Consider the following 14,640-nt stretch of genomic DNA (forward strand, 5'->3'; position numbering starts at 1 on the left):
CTGTGCAGGGTCGATTGCAGGACCGGGTGGCCGTGGTCACCGGAGCGGGCAGCGGCATCGGGTTGGCCACCGTGCGGCGATTCGCCGCCGAGGGGGCCCGGGTGGTCTGCGTGGACATCGACGCGGCGGCCGGCACGAGGGCCGCCGAGGAGTGCGGTGGTGAGTTCGTGGCCACCGACGTGGCCGACGAGTCGGCGGTACGCGACCTGTTCGACGGGGTGGCCGACCGACACGGTCGGGTGGACATCGCGTTCAACAACGCCGGCATCTCACCCCCGGACGACGACTCCATCCTGGACACCGGCCTCGACGCGTGGGAGCGGGTGCTCCGGGTCAACACCACGAGCGTCTACCTCTGCTGCAAGTACGCGATCCCACACATGCGCCGCCAGGGCAAGGGCTCGATCATCAACACGGCGTCGTTCGTGGCGCTGATGGGCGCGGCGACGTCGCAGATCGCGTACACCGCGAGCAAGGGTGGGGTGCTGGCGATGACCCGGGAGCTGGGCGTGCAGTTCGCCCGCGAGGGCATCCGGGTCAACGCGCTCTGTCCCGGCCCGGTGGCCACCCCGTTGCTGCTGGAGCTGTTCGCCGCCGACCCGGAGCGGGCCGCCCGCCGGCTCGTGCACGTGCCGATGGGTCGCTTCGGGCAGCCCGCGGAGATCGCCGCCGCGGTGGCGTTCCTGGCCAGCGACGACGCCTCGTTCATGACCGCCGCGCAGTTCGTGGTCGACGGCGGCATCACGGGCGCGTACGTCACACCGCTGTGAGCACGCCGGCCCGGCGGCGGCCGCTGATCGGGATCAGCGCGTACGTCGAGCCCGCCGCCTGGGCGAGCTGGCAGGGCGTACGGGCCGTGCTGGTGCCAGAGGCCTACGCGCGGGCGGTGACGGCCGCGGGTGGCCGCGCGGTGGTCCTGCCGCCGGACGACGTGGACGCGGACGTGGTGGCCGTCCTCGACGGGCTACTGCTGGCCGGCGGCGCGGACGTGGGTCCGGGGCGCTACGGCCAGCGACCCGACCCGCGGACCGAGGATCGGCCGGACCGGGACGCCGGTGAGCTGGTGTTGTTGGCCGCCGCGCTCGCCGCCGGGCTGCCGGTGCTGGGCGTGTGCCGGGGCATGCAGTTGCTTGCCGTCGCCTACGGCGGCACCCTGCACCAGCACCTGCCCGACGTGGTCGGCCACGAGGGGCACCGGCCGGCGCCCGGCGTCTACGGGACCCATCCGGCACGGTTCGCGCCGGGGAGCCTGGCCGCGACGGTGCTGGCCGGGGTGGACCGGGTCAACTCCTACCACCACCAGGCGGTCGCCGATCCCGGTCGGCTCGCGGTCACCGGGTGGGCGGCGGACGACGTGATCGAGGCCGTCGAGGACCCGACGCGGCCGTTCGTGCTGGGCGTGCAGTGGCATCCGGAGAACGAGAAGGAGCCGCGGCCGATCACGGCGCTGGTCCGGGCCGCCGCCGAGCGGCTGGCCAGCGGTGTGAGCTAGGTCGCCCCGACGGGTGGTGGGGCCGGTGGGAGGATCGCCGCATGGGCAAGGTCTATCCGGAGATCGACTCTCGACTACGTGACTTCATCGCGGACCAGCCGGTCTTCTTCGTGGCGACGGCGGCGTCCGGCGCCGAGGGGCATGTGAACGTCTCCCCGAAGGGCATGCGGGGCACGTTCGTGGTCCTCGGCCCGCATCGGGTGGCCTACCTCGACTATCACGGCAGCGGGGCGGAGACCATCGCCCACCTGCGGGACAACGGCCGGATCACGCTGATGTTCTGCGCCTTCGACGGGCCGCCGAAGATCGTCCGGTTGCAGGGCCGGGGTCGCAGCGTGGCGGTGACCGAGGACGATTTCGCCGACCGGCTCGCCGAGTTTCCCGCGCCGCCGGACGTGCACGCCGTCCGGGCCGTGATCACCGTCGAGGTGGAACGGGTCAGCGACTCCTGCGGCTACGCGGTGCCATTTATGGACTTCCGCGCCGAACGTGACCTGTTACTCACCTCACACTCCCGGCGCACCGCCGACGACCTGGCTGTCTACCGGGCCACCAAGAACGCGGCGAGCATCGACGGGCTGCCGGTCTTCTGACCCCGTCAGGCGCGCTGGCGACCGCCGTTCGACGTCGGTGCGCCCGGCGTACCGTCAGGTGCCCGACGGCTCGGGCGGACATCAACAGCGTCCAACTGTCGTCTTGCGTTACGTTGCTGGTCCGCTGGGGTACAAGTCGAAGCACGGCGGGTGAAGATCAACGGTCGCGGGGTGCCGGCCGGAGCGGGAGGCTGTATGAGCTCGGCCCAGGGGGGCGCGGACATTGGGCGGTCCGTCGCGCCCGGCCCGACGGCTCCTCCGATGCTGGCTGCGGCGTTCGCGGCCGGCGGCGAGATGGGTGAGCTGCTGAGCCGCTTCGACTGGTCCGCCGGCCCGCTCGGCGAGCCCGGCCGCTGGCCGCTGGCGCTCACCAACGCGGTCGGCATGATGCTCGCCTCCAGCGCGCAGATCGTGATGTTCTGGGGCGACGAGCAGCTCGCCTTCTACAACGACGCCTACCGGCCGACAATCGGCGGCAAACATCCGGACGTGCTCTGCCAACCGGCCCGACACCACTGGGCGGAGACCTGGGCGGTGCTCGGCCCGCTGCTCGACGGCGTGCGGAGCACCGGGCGCTCCTACCGCGGCGACGACCACCCGTTCCTGCTGGACCGACACGGTTTCGTCGAGCAGACCTACTTCAACGTCTCGTACGACCCGATCCGGGGCGAGGACGGCTCGGTCAGTGGGGTCTACTGCATCGTCAACGAGACCACCGGGCGGGTCCTCGGCGAGCGCCGGCTGCGGGCACTTGCCGAACTGGGTGTCGAGTTGACCGACACGGGCAACGCCGCCGACCTCGGTCGGACCGCCGCCGAGGCGCTCGGCCGGCACCGGGCGGACGTGCCCTTCGCCGTGATCTACCTGACCGACGAGAGCGGTCAGCTCGCCCTGGCCGGGTCCACCGGCATCGCCCCGGCCGCTCTCGGCGACACCGCCGAGCTGCTGGCGCGGGTCACCGCCGACACCGCGCCCGCGACCGTCGACGTGGCCGATCTGCTCGATCCGCCGCCGGCCGACGCCGCCGACCAGGCCCTCGTGCTGCCCCTCACGGCGGCCAACCAAACGGTCGGCGTGCTTGTCGTCGGAGTGGCCCGCCAGCTTCCGCTCAGCGACGACTACCGCAACTTCCTGGAGCTGATCGCCGCCCAGATCTCCCGTGCGGCCGGCACCCAGCGCGCCTACGAACAGGAGCGGGCCCGCGCCGCCGGACTGGCGGCGCTGGATCTGGCGAAGACCAACTTCTTCGCCAACGTCAGCCACGAGTTCCGCACCCCGCTGACCCTGGTGCTCGGCCCGCTGGAGGACATGCTCGCCGACTCGGCCCGGCCCGCGGCCGAGACCGACCGACTCACCATGATGCACCGCAACGCGTTGCGCCTGCTCAAACTGGTGAACACCGTCCTGGACTTCTCCCGACTGGAGTCCGGTCGGCTCGCCGCCCGCTACCAGCCCACCGACCTCGCCAGCTACACGGCCCGACTGGCCAGCACCTTCCGATCGGCGACCGAACGGGCCGGGTTGCGGCTGGTGGTGGACTGCCCACCGCTGCCGGCGCCGGTCGTCGTCGACCGGGACATGTGGGAGAAGATCGTCCTCAACCTGGTGTCGAACGCGGTCAAGTTCACCTTCGACGGTGAGATCCGGGTGCGGGTCCGGGCCGTGGACGGCGTGGCCTGCCTGGAGGTGACCGACACCGGCATCGGCATCCTGCCGGACGAGCTGCCGCACGTCTTCGAGCGGTTCCACCGGGTGCCGGGGGTGCGTGCCCGCACCCACGAGGGCACCGGGATCGGCCTGGCGCTGGTCCGGGAGTTGGTCGAGATGCACGGCGGCACTGTCGGTCTGACCAGTCAGGTCGACGAGGGCAGTACCTTCACGGTGAGCGTTCCGTTCGGTGTCGCACACCTGCCCGCGGACCGGGTCGTGGCCTTCGACCCGCTGCCGCCCGGTGAGCCCGAGCAGGCCCGGCTCTACGTGGCGGAAACCGCGCGGTGGACCGGCGTCGCGCCGGCGCCCGGGTTCGACGCCCGGCCGACGGACGACGCCCCGGCCGGCCGGATCCTTGTCGTCGACGACAACGTCGACCTGCGCGAGCACGTCACCAGACTGCTCTCCCCGACCTGGGAGGTGGTCACCGCGAGCGATGGGCTGGTTGCCCTGCCGCTGGCCCGTGAGGGCGGCTTCGACCTGGTGCTCAGCGACGTGATGATGCCCCGGCTGGATGGATTCGGGCTGGTGAGCGCGCTGCGGGCGGACCCGCGTACCCGTCATGTGCCGATCGTGCTGCTCTCCGCCCGAGCCGGCTCCGCGGAGGCCGTCGCCGGCCTCTCCGCCGGGGCCGACGACTACCTCACCAAGCCGTTCTCCAGCCAGGAGCTGATCGCCCGGGTCCGGGCCAACGTCGAGCTGGGCCAACTCCGCGGCCAGATCATCCGTCGGCTCCGGGCGCTTGCCGACGCGGCGGTGGCCGTGAACACCGCCCGGTCCACCGCCGACGTGCTCCAGGTCGCCGCCCGGCACGCGCTGAGTCTCGCCGAGGCCGCGCGGGTGGTGGTCACCACCACCGGGGCCCGGGCCGAGGCGGACAGCGGCGGCGCCACCGCCACCGACCCGTCCTTCGTGGCCGACCTGACCGGCACCGCGGGCGAGCCGCTCGGTGAGCTGCGGGTCTGGCGGCCGGCCGGCGACGGCGCACAGGCCGACGACGCCGCGTTGACCCAACTGGCCCGCCTGGTCGGGGTCCGCCTGGAGAACGCCCAGCTCTACGAGGCCGAACACCGCATCGCGACCACCCTGCAGCACAGCCTGCTGCCCCGGTCGCTGCCGCAGCTACCCGGAGCGGTGGTGGCCAGCCGGTACCTGCCCGGCACCGCCGACGTCGAGGTCGGCGGTGACTGGTACGACGCGATAAACGTCGAGGACGACGACCTGGTGCTTGTCATCGGCGACGTGGTCGGCAAGGGCGTCCAGGCCGCCGCGGCGATGGGACAACTGCGCAACGCGCTGCGGGCGTACCTGCTGGAGGGCTACGGCCCGGCCGAGTCGTTGACCCGGCTCAACCGGCTTGTCGACTCCACCGAGGGCCGCTCCTTCGCGACTGTGGTCTGCCTGCTGTTCAACCCGCGCACCGGCCGGCTGCGGTACGCGAGCGCCGGTCACCCGTCCCCGCTGCTGGTCCGAGTGGGTGAGGTGTCGTTCCTGCACGACCGTGCGCTCGGCCCACCGGTCGGCGCGATCCCCGGGGCGACGTACGAGGCGGTCGAGGGCGAGCTGGCGCCCGGCGACCGACTGGTGCTCTACACCGACGGGTTGATCGAGGACCGCCAGCTCGGCATCGATGCCGCGCTGGCCCAGCTGTGCGTCGACGCGGCGACCCCCAGTGAGCACGTGGCCGACCTGATCGACGCGGTCGTCGCGCGGGTCGACGGGCGTCCGCGCCGCGACGACGTCGCGGTCCTCGCCCTCGAGGTGGCCGAGCTGAACCATTTCGCGTTGCGGCTGCCCGCGGACCCGACCCGGCTCAGTGTGCTGCGCAAGCGCCTGGAGGACTTCCTCGTCGCGCACGCGGTCGACGAGACGGACGTGTTCGACCTGACCGTGGCCGTCTCCGAAGCCGCGGCCAACGCCATCGAACACCCGGTCCACCCCGCCGAGGCGGTGATCAGCGTGGAGGTGGCCATCGAGGACCGGACGGTGACGGCGACCGTGCGCGACAGCGGGCAGTGGCGGGAGTCGTCCGACTCCGGGTTCCGGGGGCGTGGCCTGGCGCTGATCAGGGCGTTGGGTGAGCTGTCGGTGCGGCGTACCGACGCGGGCACCGAGGTGACGCTGCGCCGGGAGTTGCGGAGCTGACCGTGCGCCCGGCGGCGCGTCTCAGGTGGGCCGGAGCCAGCTCTGCTCGCCCAGGCCGGAGATCTCCAGCACCCGGCGGACCTGCCGCGACGGCAGGACGGTGAGCGCGCCCGAGAACTGCTGGGCGAGCCGGACCAGGGCGTGGATGGCGGCCGAGTCGAAGAAGGTGACAGCGCTCAGGTCGAGGGTGATCCGCTCGGCGGGCTCGCGCAGCGCCGTCTGGAGCATGGTGTCGGCCGTGGCCATGTCGACCTCACCGGCCACCACCACCTGGAGGTGGTCACCGTCGATCTCCGCGCTGGCGGAGAAGACGGGTGGTGCTCCCCCTTGATCCACGCTGACACCATGGCACAGCCGACCTGGCTGGGCAACAACCCCCTCGGAGCGCCCGTGGCGCGGGTCACCAGCGGCCCCGGCGATAGGCTGGCGGCATGACCGTCCGTCCGCCGCTGACACCAGGCACGCTCTCCCCGATGCGTCCGGTGCCGTCCCAGATCGCCCGACCGGAGTACGTGGGCAAGGAGCGCCCCGCCCAGTGGCGCGGCTCGCACGTGCAGACGCCGGAGACCATCGAGAAGATGCGGGTCGCCAGCCGGCTCGCCGCCCAGGCGACCCAGCTCGCCGGCGAGCACTGCAAGCCCGGCGTGACCACCGACGAGATCGACCGGGTGGTGCACGAGTTCCTCTGCGACCACGGCGCGTACCCGTCGACGCTCGGCTACAAGGGCTTCCCGAAGTCCTGCTGCACGAGCCTCAACGAGGTCATCTGCCACGGCATCCCGGACTCCACCGTGCTGCAGGACGGCGACATCATCAACGTCGACGTCACCGCGTACATCGGTGGGGTGCACGGCGACACCGACGCCACCTTCTGCGTCGGCACGGTCAGCGAGGACGCCCGGCTGCTTGTCGAGCGGACCCACGAGGCGATGATGCGCGGCATCCGCGCGGTCGCCCCGGGCCGCCAGATCAACGTGGTGGGCCGGGTCATCGAGTCGTACGCCAAGCGGTTCGGCTACGGCGTGGTCCGCGACTTCACCGGCCACGGCATCGGCGAGGCCTTCCACAGCGGGCTCTACGTGCCGCACTACGACAGCCCGCGGCCCACCGACATCATGGAGCCGGGCATGACGTTCACCATCGAGCCGATGATCACCCTGGGCACCTACCAGTACGACATGTGGGACGACGGGTGGACAGTGGTCACGAAGGACCGGAAGTGGACGGCCCAGTTCGAGCACACGATCGTGGTGACCGACGACGGCCACGAGATCCTGACCCTGCCGTGACCGACACCCCAGCGGCGCTGCGCGAGGCGCACCACGCGGACGTCTCCGGCGGGTGGCTGCGCCCGGCCGTCTTCGGTGCGATGGACGGCCTGGTCACCAACATCGCCCTGATCGCCGGCGTCGGCGGCGGCGGCGTGTCACCCCGCAACATCGTGCTCACCGGCTCCGCCGGCCTGGTGGCCGGCGCGATCTCGATGGGGCTCGGCGAATACACGAGCGTCCGCTCCGCCAACGAGCAGGTCGCCGCCGAGGTCGCCAAGGAGCGACGCGAGCTGGAACGGCACCCCGAGGCGGAGGCCCGGGAGCTGGCCGACGCCTGGGTGGCCCGGGGTCTTCCCCGGGACCTGGCGACCCAGGTCGCCGAAGCGGTGCGGCGGGACCCGGAGGAGGCCCTGCGGGTGCACGTCCGCGAGGAGTTGGGCGTCGACCCCGACGACCAGCCCAGCCCGTGGGCCGCGGCGATCTCGTCGTTCCTGTTCTTCTCGGTGGGCGCGCTGGTGCCGCTACTGAGCTACCTGTTCGGTGCCACCGAGCTGTGGCTGGCACTCGGTGTGGGCGGGCTCGGCCTGTTCGTCGCCGGTGCGGTGGTAGCCCGCTTCACCCAACGCCCATGGTGGACCAGCGGGCTGCGGCAACTGCTGCTGGGCGCCGCTGCCGCCGGCGCCACCTACCTGGTCGGCACGCTGATCGGCGTGCCGGGCGGGCTGTGACGCCTGTCAACCGCTGAGCAGGTCGTCGATCGTGCCGTCGACCGCCCGACCACGGGCGGCCAACTCCTCGGCCTGTCGACCGAGCACCACACCCACCTCGGTCATGTCCGCGCCGGCCAACCCGGTCCGTCGGACCGCGTCGCCGGGATCCCGATAGTAGGTGCGGCTCAGCAGGCCCGTGACCGTCGCCGCCGCCAGCCGGGCCTCACCGAGCATCAGTAGCGCCTGGTCGGTCTCGTACCACTCGGCGAGCCGGGCGGCCCGAGCGTGCGCCGCGCTGCCCCGGTACCAGGCCTGCCGGGCCGCGGTGCTGAACTCCGCCGGCCGGGCCCGCGCCAGCCGGCCCAGATGCTCGTCGCGCAGCGCCCGCAGCCAGCCGGTCGGATCGTGCAACGGCTGGGTCGTGACGTACCGGTCGGCGGTCAGCGGCCAGAGTGGGGAGATGACCCGGGCCTGCGCCAGGTAGTCCTCGGCGGCGGCCACGGTCAGGTCGACGAGCACCCCGTCCACGCGTCGGGTCGCCGGCCGTGGGCCGGCCCGGGGCCGGTAGGTGACCACCAGCAGGCCCGCCTCGCGATCCCCGCCGCCGTCGTCGTCACCGTGCGCCAGCGGGCCGTGCACCGCGACCGCGAGCACATCGGCCGGGAAGCGCCGGCGGATGGCCTCGCCGACCCGCTCCGCGACCGCCCACCGACCGTCGTCGAGGCCCCGGCCGACCTCGGCCGGCCCGCCGCCTGCGCTCATCCGGGCGCCAGGGTGCGCGACCGCGGGGCTTGCCACCCCGGCTCACTGCTCGCGCTCACGGGACCCGCCTCTGTTCGCGACCGGCCGCCAGCCTAGTCAGCCGACGGGGGACCGGCCGGCACGCCGCGCCCGGCCGGCACGAGCCGGAAGATGTGGATCTCCCGGCCGCCGGCCCGCCGGACGTACGTGTGGTACGCGGGCCACTCGGTGACCAACAGCTGCCACAGCCGGTCCCGCTCGGCGCCGGACGCCCGCTCGGCCCGCACCGGGATCCGCCGGCCCTTCAGCTGCACCTCGGCGGTGGGATCGGCGAGCAGGTTCATCGCCCAGCCGGGGTGCTGGGTCTGCCCCCAGTTGGAGCCGATCACCACGTAGGCGTCGTCGTCGGGCACGTAGAGCAGCGGGTTGCTGCGTGGCTTGCCCGAGCGGCGGCCGGTCGTCGTGATCACCAGGGACGGGATCAGGCCGAGCGCGACCACCCGCCCCCGGGTGAGTCGACCGACCACCCGGTCGGCCGGGACCAGCAGACGTGCGGCGGCGCCGAACCAGCGATGATGACCGACTCGACGGGTGAGGGTTCCGAGCACTGACACGCGGATCAGTGTGCCGGCTGCCGGGCCCCGCCGGCACCCCCCGTACGCGCCCGGCTTGCCAACCGGGCGGTCACGACACCGGGCTCAGTCCAGTCGACGTTCGATCGGCAGCCGGGCGCGGGTGAACAGGCCCGCCCCGAGCATCGCCACGATCGGCACCAGGACGAGCACCCCGAGCGCGGGCCACGGCACCACGTACGGGTACCGGTCGGGTACCGGCCAGTCGTTGGCGTACTGCCGGTTCACCGAGAACAGCACGATCGCGGCGGTGCCCAGACCGGCCACGATGCCGAGCACCGAGCCCAGACCGGCGATCAACCCCGCCTGGCAGATCGCCAGCATCCGGCGGAGCGCCGGTGCCGCGCCGACGGCCGCGAGGGTGGTCAGCTCGGCGCGTCCCTCGGCGGCGGCGAGCGCGGTGGCGATCCCGGCCGCGCCCATCGTGATGACGCCGGCCGCCGCCGCGAGCAGCAGCAGCAACGGGGAGATGTCCTGCTGATCACGGCCGTACTCCACGGACAACGAGAACGTGCCGAAGGGTCGCAGCGCGCTGGCGAACCGTTCCCGTTGCTGCCGGTCCGGCGGGGTGGGAGCGCCGATCACCCAACCGGCCGGTGACCAGGTCAGGCCGAGGTGCCGGGCCGCGGACGCGGAGAGCAGCAGCTGGGACTGGCCGGCCACCCCGTGCAACGCGTACCCGGGGAGGTCGGCGGTGGCGCCCGGCCGGTCCCTCCCGGGATCCACCTGGTTCACGCGTACGGTCACCAGGCCGTCGTGCAGGTAACGCGGGTCGGTCACCACCACACCCCCGGCGCGCAGCACGGCGGTGGCGGCGGCTGTCGTCGCCGGGTCCGCACCGGTGAGCAACGGCAGTGCGGTCCCGTCGTCCACGCCCGTCCGCACGTAGCCGCCGTCGTAGTTCATCGGGTCGATCCGACAACGCCTGTCGGCCCGCGCCTGCCGACGGTGCGCCGCGGAGAGCTTGTCCCCGGGCTGCCAGGGGCAGACCTGCGCGGGCGGCAGCACCGGCGCGACGTCGCAGTAACCCGCCTCGGGTGCGCAACTCACCGTGTTGATCGGGGCGATCCGGTCGGCGCCCCACTGGTCCCGGGCCATGGCGGCGAGCTGGGTCAGCGAGGGCTGCCGGACCGACTCGCCCGCGTAGACGAGCACATGGCCGGTCGGCAGCATCGGCCGGTAGGCGTGCGAGCTACGGGCGTCGCTGCTGGCCAGGAACCCGCCGAGCGCCACACTGCTGGCGACCGCCGCCATCACGGCGCAGATGGCCGGCGCGGCTGCGGCGCGGTTGCGGCTCGCGTCGCGCAACGCGATTCGCGGTGCCAACGGCAACGCCCGACCGAGCCGGGCGAGCGCGCCGATCAGCGTGGGCGTGCAGCACACCAGGCCCAACTCGCCGAGGATCAGGCCGGTGAGGATCACCACGGTGGAGGTACGGGACGCCCCGAACGCCGCCAACCCCACGCCGCCGGCCACCAGCGACAGCCCGAACGCCAACCAGCGGATCCGGGACACCGGGGGAGTGCGTCGCCCGGCGAGGCCGGCGCTGACGTCCTGCCGCGCGGCGGTCCAGGCCGGCGCCAGCGCGGCGAGCACCCCGGCCAGCACCGCGACGGCACCCAGCAGCAGCAGCGCGATCGGCCAGCAGCGGTACCCACCGAAGCGGGCGTCGAAGACGTACTGCTCCATCAGCGGACGACCGGCGAACGCCGCGCCGACGCCGACCAGCAGACCGGTGGCGGCGCCCAGCACACCCAGCACCACGCCGTCGGCCAGCACGACCCGACGGAGCTGGGCGGCGTCCCCGCCGGCCACCGCGACGAGCGCCAGATCGCGCCGTCGGCGACGGACGCCGACCGCGAAGGCCGGCCCGACCAGCAGTACGACCTCCAGCAGTCCGAGGCCGGCGATCAGCACGCCGGTGCCCAGGCCGGTTGTTTCGCCCGGGTCGACGGGGCCGAGCCAGATCCGCTTCCGTTCGGCGGCCGACCCGGTCGGAGGACGGGCGGCGACCAGCACACCCCGGTCGTTGAGTCGGGACACCAGCGCCGCGTCGATGGTGCCGGGCACGTCGACCAGCCAGCTGCTCTCCGGTTCGGGACTGGTCCGTGGCACCGCACCCGGGTGCAGCGCCACCACCGCGCCGAGGTCGTCGGGGAACTCGACCACCCCCACCACGGTGTACGCCCTGCTCCCGTCGGCGAGGGCCACGGCGCGACCGAGGCGCAGGCTCAGACGGCGCAGCGCCGCCGGACTGACCGCGACCTCGCCGGGCTGCTCGGGCGCCCGGCCCGCCCGGAAACGCACCAGCCCCCGGGCCAACGGGTCGCCGAGGTCCAGCACCCGCCCCTGCATGTCCTCGTCGCGGTGTGGGCCCCGCAGGGTCAGCGGGATGCCGCTGCGCATCTCGGTGACCCGACTGCCCGGCCCGAGCAGGGCGCTCACCTGGGCGGTGGTGGCTCGGGCGGTCGTGGGTCGCTGCGTCTCGACGCGGGCGGTCCAGCTGTCACCCCACTCGTCCTGTTCCAGAGGGGTGTCGGCGATCCAGCGCAGCTCCGCGTCGGCCACGCCGAGCCGGCGATCCACCCGTTCCTGGCCGGTCAGCACGGACATGTCGTAGCTGGCGGCCAGGAAGGCGAGCACGGCCACCGGCAGGGCGATCATCGCGAGCACCAGGGCGGTCCGGCGCCGGGCCCGGCGGGACTCCCGCCGGGCGATCCGCAACGCCGCCCGCCACGAGCCGGTCAGCTCGGCGAGCCGCCGACGACCGGCCCGGACCGGTGGCGCGGCAGGTCGTGCCGCGGGGGTGTCGAGCCGGGCAGGCGCCGGCCTGGTCCGGCGGACGGTCACCGCTCGCTGCCGGACAGCAGCTGCTCGACACTGCCCAACGGCGTGGTCGTGTCGACGAGTACGCCGTCGCGCAGGAACACCACCCGGTCCGCCCAGCCGGCATGTCGGGCCTCGTGGGTGACGAGCACTCCGGCGGCCCCCGCGTCGATCCGGCGGCGCAGGAGGTGCAGCACCGCCTCGCCGGTCTGCGAGTCCAGGGCCCCGGTGGGCTCGTCGGCGAGCACCAGCCGGCGTTCGCCCACCAGCGCGCGGGCGATGGCCACCCGCTGCTGCTGCCCGCCGGAGAGCTGGTCGGGAAAGCGGTCACCAAGCGCGGGCAGACCCACCTCGGTGAGCGCGGCCATGGCCAGCGTCCGGGCCCGACGTCCGCTGGTGCCGTCGAGTTCCAGCGGAAGCGCCACGTTCTCCAGCGCGCTCAGGCTGCCCAGCAGGTTGAGCTGCTGGAAGATGTAGCCGATCCGACGGCGCCGCAGCTGGGCCAGCCCGCGACGGTCCAGCGCGCCCAGCGGTTGCCCCTCCACCCGGACCTCCCCGCCGGTCGGGCGGTCCAGCCCGCCGGCGAGGGCCAGCAGCGTCGACTTGCCGGAGCCGGACGGGCCCATCACGGCGACCAGCTCCCCGGGCCGCACGACCAGGCTGACCCCGCGCAACGCGTGTACCGCCGCCGGTCCGGCGCCGTGGGTGCGGTGGACGGCGCGAAGCTCCAGCACCGCGTCGTCCGATCCGCTCACCGTCGCGCCTCCTCGCCGGCCCAGCGCGCCGCGTCCCGCGCGTCGGCGTCACCCGGCCCGGGTGGGGGAGGTGCCGGGCCGCTGGGCTGGTGCCGTACCAGACTTGTCTCGCAGTGGTCGAGCCAGCGGACCTCGGCCTCGGCCTGGAACACCATCGAGTCCAGCACGAGACGCCAGGGCAGGTCCTCCGGTCGGTTGCTGCCGTACTTCAACCGGGTCAACTCCTGCAGAGCCCGCATCGTCGCGCTGCGCTGGGCCTGCACCACCGAGCGGACGTCCACCCCGGGGGTGGTCAGCGCCAGCGCCAGTTTGATCGCCAACTCGTCGCGGGGCCGGTCGTTGCGGTTGACCGGGGTGGCGAACCAGAGCGCCAGATCCGCCCGGCCGGCGTCGGTGATCTCGTACGGGCGCTGCCCGGCCTCGCTCTCCGGCAGCGGGCGCACCAGACCGTCGCGTTCCAGGCGGGACAGTGTGGTGTAAACCTGCCCGATGTTCAGCGGCCAGGTCGAGCCGGTCGACTCCTCGAACGCGGCGCGCAGCTGGTAGCCGTACATCTGGCCGCGTTCGAGCAGGGCGAGCAACCCGTGACGGATGGACATGGCAACGGAGTATGCATACCTGGTATGCGCACCGCAACCGGAGTGGGACGGTTCAGGTCGGCCGTCCGGGAAATGGGACAGTCAGCGGGGTCAGCCCGGCCGTCTTGCGCCACCGGGTGGCCCGTACCGCGTACTCGACAAGGGCGGCCAACGCCTGGTTGCGGTCGGCGCCGGTGGTGGACGCCAGAGCCGCCCGCCAGTGCGCGGCCGTGCGCTCCTCCACCTCCGCGGCGAGCCGCAGGGCGCTGGCCCGGTCGGTGACCGGGAACGGCAGCGCGTAGCCGGCGCGGTCCGGCGGCACGACGCCGCCGGCCGTGCTCAGTTGCACCACAAGGGCGTCGCGCCGGCTGCGATGCGCGGCCTCGGCCTGGTGTGCGGCCTCCCGCGCCGCCCCGGTGAGCCGGACCCCGATCCGCCCGTAGGCGTAGATGGCCGCGTACTCGGCGGACAGGGCGGCGGCGAGCGCCTCCCCGGCGGACGGCTGCCTCACTTCAGTGCCTCCTGGTGGGTGGCTCGGGCGGCGGCGATCGACCCGAGCAGCGCGGCCCGTTCCGCGCTCGCCGAGGCGCAGGCGGCGGTGGCGGACTTCTGCGCGGTCTTCTCCAACGCGCGCAGGGCGGCGAGCGCGCCGCCCGGATCGGTTGCCGGGGCGGTGGTCGGGGTGGCCACAGTGGTGGGCAGGGCGACACCGATCACCCGGGCCAGTTCGGTGGCGTGCGCGGTGTGCGCCTCGGCGATCGGGCCGAGCCGGGCGGCCAGGTCGGGATGCGCGGCCGCGCCGGCCTGGTACGCGGCGGCCAGCGCGAGTGACTCGTCCACCATCGGCCGCAGCGGGTCCGGTGGTGGCGCCGGCTGATCGTCACGGTCGAAAAGATCACAGCCGGTCAGCGGCGCCGCGGCGCCGCCGAGCGCCAGCAGGGCCCCGGCACGCAGGAGCTTTCGCCGGGAATGTCTGGATGCCTGGTCGCGCTGCGTCGTTCTGCCGGTCCCCACCCGGCAAGTCAACACCATCCCCGTCGGTCCGGGGATCACCGACGTCGGTGCGCCGCCCGGCCCGCCGACGGGCAGGCGCGTTACGCTCTGCGCAGCCACCGGCGCGTCCGCTCCGGTGGTATGCCGGCATGTCGGGACGACCGATCACCGTCGACCAGGGAGAGGGTGCGGAG

14 protein-coding genes are annotated in these 14,640 nt (G+C 73.6%); 6 read left to right on the forward strand and 8 right to left on the reverse strand.

The window, feature by feature from the left end:
* Nucleotides 1-2 precede the first annotated feature (2 nt).
* The 4 genes from ACLQ29_RS17505 to ACLQ29_RS17520 all read left to right on the forward strand — a co-directional run bounded on the left by ACLQ29_RS17505 (nucleotide 3) and on the right by ACLQ29_RS17520 (nucleotide 5,940).
* The gene (locus tag ACLQ29_RS17505) at nucleotides 3-770 is read left to right on the forward strand and encodes a 3-oxoacyl-ACP reductase (RefSeq protein WP_425772600.1); all 768 of its coding nucleotides are present in this window, start codon (nucleotides 3-5) and stop codon (nucleotides 768-770) included.
* Nucleotides 767-1,492 carry a gamma-glutamyl-gamma-aminobutyrate hydrolase family protein gene (locus ACLQ29_RS17510; RefSeq protein WP_425772601.1) on the forward strand — a complete coding sequence of 242 codons (726 nt, stop codon included), beginning with the start codon at nucleotides 767-769 and terminating at the stop codon, nucleotides 1,490-1,492. Before ACLQ29_RS17505 ends, ACLQ29_RS17510 begins: the two co-directional genes overlap by 4 nt.
* Before the next feature lie 41 nt (nucleotides 1,493-1,533).
* Entirely contained in the window at nucleotides 1,534-2,085 is a 552-nt protein-coding gene (locus tag ACLQ29_RS17515) for a pyridoxamine 5'-phosphate oxidase family protein (RefSeq protein WP_425772602.1), read from the forward strand.
* A gap of 195 nt (nucleotides 2,086-2,280) precedes the next feature.
* The gene (locus tag ACLQ29_RS17520) at nucleotides 2,281-5,940 is read left to right on the forward strand and encodes a SpoIIE family protein phosphatase (protein WP_425772603.1); all 3,660 of its coding nucleotides are present in this window, start codon (nucleotides 2,281-2,283) and stop codon (nucleotides 5,938-5,940) included.
* Between the two features lie 21 nt (nucleotides 5,941-5,961).
* Here ACLQ29_RS17520 and ACLQ29_RS17525 read toward each other — a convergent pair whose 3' ends face one another.
* Nucleotides 5,962-6,276 carry an STAS domain-containing protein gene (locus ACLQ29_RS17525; protein WP_393375204.1) on the reverse strand — a complete coding sequence of 105 codons (315 nt, stop codon included), beginning with the start codon at nucleotides 6,274-6,276 and terminating at the stop codon, nucleotides 5,962-5,964.
* A gap of 95 nt (nucleotides 6,277-6,371) precedes the next feature.
* Between ACLQ29_RS17525 and map the strand changes: the two genes are divergently transcribed.
* Nucleotides 6,372-7,229, forward strand: coding sequence for a type I methionyl aminopeptidase (gene map, locus ACLQ29_RS17530; RefSeq protein WP_425772604.1), 858 nt, complete (start codon nucleotides 6,372-6,374; stop codon nucleotides 7,227-7,229).
* Nucleotides 7,226-7,939, forward strand: coding sequence for a VIT1/CCC1 transporter family protein (locus ACLQ29_RS17535; RefSeq protein WP_393375209.1), 714 nt, complete (start codon nucleotides 7,226-7,228; stop codon nucleotides 7,937-7,939). Before map ends, ACLQ29_RS17535 begins: the two co-directional genes overlap by 4 nt.
* Nucleotides 7,940-7,945: 6 nt before the next feature.
* Here the strand turns inward: ACLQ29_RS17535 and ACLQ29_RS17540 are convergent, their stop codons facing one another.
* The 7 genes from ACLQ29_RS17540 to ACLQ29_RS17570 all read right to left on the reverse strand — a co-directional run bounded on the left by ACLQ29_RS17540 (nucleotide 7,946) and on the right by ACLQ29_RS17570 (nucleotide 14,485).
* A complete protein-coding gene (locus tag ACLQ29_RS17540) occupies nucleotides 7,946-8,683 on the reverse strand; it encodes a nucleotidyltransferase domain-containing protein (RefSeq protein WP_425772605.1) in 738 nt (245 codons plus the stop codon).
* Nucleotides 8,684-8,775: 92 nt separating this feature from the next.
* Nucleotides 8,776-9,276: a nitroreductase/quinone reductase family protein gene (locus tag ACLQ29_RS17545; protein ID WP_425772606.1), complete on the reverse strand. Its 501-nt coding sequence runs from the start codon at nucleotides 9,274-9,276 to the stop codon at nucleotides 8,776-8,778.
* An 84-nt stretch (nucleotides 9,277-9,360) separates the two neighbouring features.
* The gene (locus tag ACLQ29_RS17550) at nucleotides 9,361-12,144 is read right to left on the reverse strand and encodes an FtsX-like permease family protein (protein WP_425772607.1); all 2,784 of its coding nucleotides are present in this window, start codon (nucleotides 12,142-12,144) and stop codon (nucleotides 9,361-9,363) included.
* Nucleotides 12,141-12,875, reverse strand: coding sequence for an ABC transporter ATP-binding protein (locus tag ACLQ29_RS17555; protein WP_425772608.1), 735 nt, complete (start codon nucleotides 12,873-12,875; stop codon nucleotides 12,141-12,143). Before ACLQ29_RS17555 ends, ACLQ29_RS17550 begins: the two co-directional genes overlap by 4 nt.
* On the reverse strand, nucleotides 12,872-13,474 hold the full coding sequence (locus ACLQ29_RS17560; RefSeq protein WP_425772609.1) for a PadR family transcriptional regulator: 603 nt from the start codon (nucleotides 13,472-13,474) through the stop codon (nucleotides 12,872-12,874). Before ACLQ29_RS17560 ends, ACLQ29_RS17555 begins: the two co-directional genes overlap by 4 nt.
* A gap of 52 nt (nucleotides 13,475-13,526) precedes the next feature.
* Entirely contained in the window at nucleotides 13,527-13,964 is a 438-nt protein-coding gene (locus ACLQ29_RS17565) for a ferritin-like domain-containing protein (protein WP_425772610.1), read from the reverse strand.
* Nucleotides 13,961-14,485: a hypothetical protein gene (locus ACLQ29_RS17570; RefSeq protein ID WP_425772611.1), complete on the reverse strand. Its 525-nt coding sequence runs from the start codon at nucleotides 14,483-14,485 to the stop codon at nucleotides 13,961-13,963. Before ACLQ29_RS17570 ends, ACLQ29_RS17565 begins: the two co-directional genes overlap by 4 nt.
* Between the last annotated feature and the right edge of the window lie 155 nt (nucleotides 14,486-14,640).

The organism is Micromonospora sp. DT228 (assembly GCF_049841595.1).
In the GTDB taxonomy this organism is placed as follows: Bacteria; Actinomycetota; Actinomycetes; order Mycobacteriales; family Micromonosporaceae; genus Micromonospora.